The sequence below is a fragment of the Methylobacterium gnaphalii genome (genome assembly GCF_007992215.1).
Taxonomy (GTDB): Bacteria; Pseudomonadota; Alphaproteobacteria; order Rhizobiales; family Beijerinckiaceae; genus Methylobacterium; species Methylobacterium gnaphalii.
On sequence record NZ_BJZV01000080.1, the window covers coordinates 1 to 3,233 of the forward strand.

Below are 3,233 nucleotides of genomic sequence, written 5' to 3' on the forward strand. Positions count from 1 at the left end.
GGGGATCTGGCTGATCACTTCCGGCAGGCTCGGCACAGGTAGCGGAGCCGTCGTCACCGGGGGCGTCGGCACGCTGGCTGCAGCGGCGTTCGACTTGTGGCCGGCTGCGACCAGCGCGGCCTTGAAGCCAGAATGCAGGCCGGCGATGGCCACGCCGTTGCTGTCAGGATTGACCATCGCGCGGGCAGCGATCGGGTTCTCGCGCCCTGGCTCGAAATAGTCCGACAGCTTCCGGCCGGTGTACCAGCCCTCGGAGAGGCCAGTGTAGAGCATTGCCGCCGCGATGAACGGGTCCAGCATCAGGGTCGGCGTCACCTCAAGATCCTGATCCTTCGTCAGGTATCCGAGGTCACGGAGGCGGCCCGTCGCGCGGCGAGCATTGTCCCGGCCGGTCGCCTGGACATCGCCCATACCGCGGAAGTCCCAGCCGTCGTTCGGCAGCTTGTTGCCGAGCCGGCCGCCATAGATCTTGTTCGCGAGCGCCTGCGGGTTGCGGACGTAGGGCTGCGCGGATGCGTCATTCGGGAAACGGCTCGGCCAGACCTGCCGGATGCGTGCGGCCGTCGAGTAGTTCAGGTTCTCTGAAACCGGCCACATCGCGTGCCCGGTCTCCCACTTCGTCGTGGCGAAGCAGTACGCAAGTGGCGAGGTCTCCATCGCCGGCGGGCAGGCGTCGAGCAGCGCGTTCATGCCGTCGACCTGCTTCTGCGACAGGCTTCCGCCGAAAGGTGTGTTCCGCACAGCCGCGAAGAACGCGGCGCGATCCAGCGCAGCAGCCATTGATGTATTCTCTCTCGGGGAACGGATTTACTACAGGCGGATTGTTCGCTCAGCGGATGAGCAAAGTGATGAGCCGTGAGTTTCAAAAAGAAGTGCTGGCCGCCGTAGAGGCCGACACGCTATCGGCAAATGCGACAACTTGCGAATAAGCGAGAGTGGCGGCTGAAATCAGTTTATCCAACTTCGTAACGGCCGAGCATCGCGTCGAGGTTTTGAGCGATGATCACTCGCCTGGAAGGGTCGCTGTCTGCATTACTGGACCGGTGGTTACTGGCGGCTTCATGATGAACTTGTGCGAAAAGGACGATGCTCGTATCCCGCCGGTCTGAGAGTGCTCGGCTTCACCCAGACGGGTGAGCTACCGAATTGCAGTCGGATGGTCGGGGCGCGGGACGTACACTGGCCCGTCGCATCCTTCCCTCACAGGACTAGCGACGGCGGGTCGGGCGGTCTTCCTGGACGTCGACTGTTCGGCCTGCTTATTTTCACGAGATGCCCTGGCGATTAGCTCCCGTATCCAGGGCGACGGCGGGCCAGACAGTATCTCCAGTGCTGTCCGGCCCGCTTGTGCTTGGCCTCGCCTGGCCGGCTGGGGGTTTACGAATCGGAAAGTGCGAAAGTAGACGGTGTTCGAGTCGCCCAGCCACCTGGTCGGCATGGGCGGCGGCGGGTCGGGCGGTCCGATGCCCCTCAGATCGTTCGGCCCGCTTCAGTTCTCGATCCGCTCCAGGTTCGCCGTCTGCACCGGGAACTGGATCGTCATGCCCTGATCGTTCACGCCCATGAGCGTGGTGAGCGGGCTGAACTCGGGATCCCAGAGCATCACGGTGCCGACATCGCCGACCATGAACTCTGGCGGGATGCCGGCGCGGTTCGTGATGCGGACGCGGTCGCCGTTCTTGAACGGGGCCGCCGCCTGCCGACGCTCGAACTCGGCATGGACGTGATCGGCAATCGCCTCGGGCGTGCCGAGCGTGGTCTCTTCGACCTTGGTCTGTCTGAGCGTGAGCATGGTTCTCTCCTAAAGCTGCGCCCACTCGGCCCAGCGCTCGCGCAGGTAATCCTCGCTCCAGCCCTGAGCCTGTCGGACCACGTCCACCAGCGAGTTGTCGAAGGCGTAGGTCTGCGCACCGGTCACGAGGCCAAGGGCAACCTTGCGGGGCGTCGGGTTGCCCGTGTCGTCGTCGTCGAGCGTGTTGATGATGGCGAGCAGCGGTGGCGGGACAGTGCCGGGGCCGACGAAGGCCAGGTACTCGGCGAAGGAGATCAGCTTCTCGCGCCAGAGGCCTTCGCCAAACTGGCGATCGGTGATGGCGGGGAGCGCAGGCGGCGGTGCCGCAGGAGGATCGGTGGCCTTGTTCCCCTCAGCAAGCCACCCCTGGTAGGCCTGCCAGTCGCGGTTGTCCGGATCTGGCGGGATGACCGCGCTGTCGGCGTCGCGGATGATGCCGCTATAGTTGCTGATGCGACTATACATGATCACAGCTCCGCAGATGCATAAAACGAGGCGTCGAAGGCGTATCCGCCTGTTCCTCCACTGACACCGTACGGCTGGAAGGTGTCCTTATCGACGCCCAAGATATTTGTGCTCGTTAGATTTGCGGACGCCGCAACGGAAATATTGGTTATGGTCGGAGTGTATGCCTTTGTGACTTTATAGAAGCCGGTGATGTAAATACCGGCACCGCCGTTTGCGGCGGTACCGCCAAAGATCGTCCGCACCCGCTCAAAGTACCGCTGGCAGCGGCGCAGCTCGTCGTCGCGATACTCGAACGGGGTCGGCGCGTTACCTGGTTCGAGTTGCGCGAGAGAAACGGTGCCCGTCGAAAACTCAACTACGGTGTTCGTTCCTGCAGTCAGGCCAGATGCTGTGACCGGAGATCCGGCATAGGCACCCGCTGATCCTTGGTAGATGCGGCCTTGCGCCGTGCCGCCCCATGAGAGTGTGTAGGTTCCGCCCTCTGGTAGGTACAGGGCGCCCTCGATCGTCTGGTAAAGCGAGCCCGCCGTGATGGTGATCGTCGTGCGACCGGCCGACGTCGCGAAGGTGTAGGTGCAGCCGCCGGACCCTGCCTGCCAGCCATCGTGACCACGCGCGAAGGCCGCCAGGGTCACGGTGCCGGAGACCGCCCGCTGATTGACGCTGAAATCGCCGTTACGGATGCGGTTGCGGAAAGACGGCGAGCGGCCGGCATAGCTCAGGGCAGATCCATCGGCGCGGCTGTAGGCAAAGACCGTGGCGTTGCCGGATGCGTCCGTGGTGACGAAGCACCGATCGCCGGCCTGCGTCTTGATGTTGGCCAAGCCCGGCAGCTTCAGGGACGTGGCGTTGTGGGTCAGTAGCGCGCCACCGTCCGCGAAGGTCAGGAGGCGGAACAGATGCTTGCCAGGACCGAACGACGTGATCGCAGCTGCGCCGGTGATGCTGACCTTGATCGTCGGCGCGGAGCTGA

General features: G+C 63.9%; 3 protein-coding genes and 1 pseudogene. All 4 read right to left on the reverse strand.

Annotated features, from left to right (window positions below):
* Positions 1–780: hypothetical protein (locus MGN01_RS23095; RefSeq protein ID WP_147049131.1), on the reverse strand; the 780-nt coding region annotated here is incomplete at its 3' end.
* A gap of 709 nt (positions 781–1,489) precedes the next feature.
* Positions 1,490–1,792: a hypothetical protein gene (locus tag MGN01_RS23100; protein WP_147049132.1), complete on the reverse strand. Its 303-nt coding sequence runs from the start codon at positions 1,790–1,792 to the stop codon at positions 1,490–1,492.
* Between the two features lie 9 nt (positions 1,793–1,801).
* Complete coding sequence (locus tag MGN01_RS23105) at positions 1,802–2,257, reverse strand: hypothetical protein (RefSeq protein WP_147049133.1); 456 nt, start codon at positions 2,255–2,257, stop codon at positions 1,802–1,804.
* 2 nt (positions 2,258–2,259) lie between these two features.
* Positions 2,260–3,233: pseudogene (locus MGN01_RS23905) on the reverse strand (hypothetical protein); the annotation flags it as partial.

Coding starts and splice junctions, on each gene's coding strand:
- MGN01_RS23100 (WP_147049132.1), bottom strand. CDS start 1,792: ATGCTCACGCTCAGACAGACCAAGGTCGAAGAGACCACGCTCGGCACG.
- MGN01_RS23105 (WP_147049133.1), bottom strand. CDS start 2,257: ATGTATAGTCGCATCAGCAACTATAGCGGCATCATCCGCGACGCCGAC.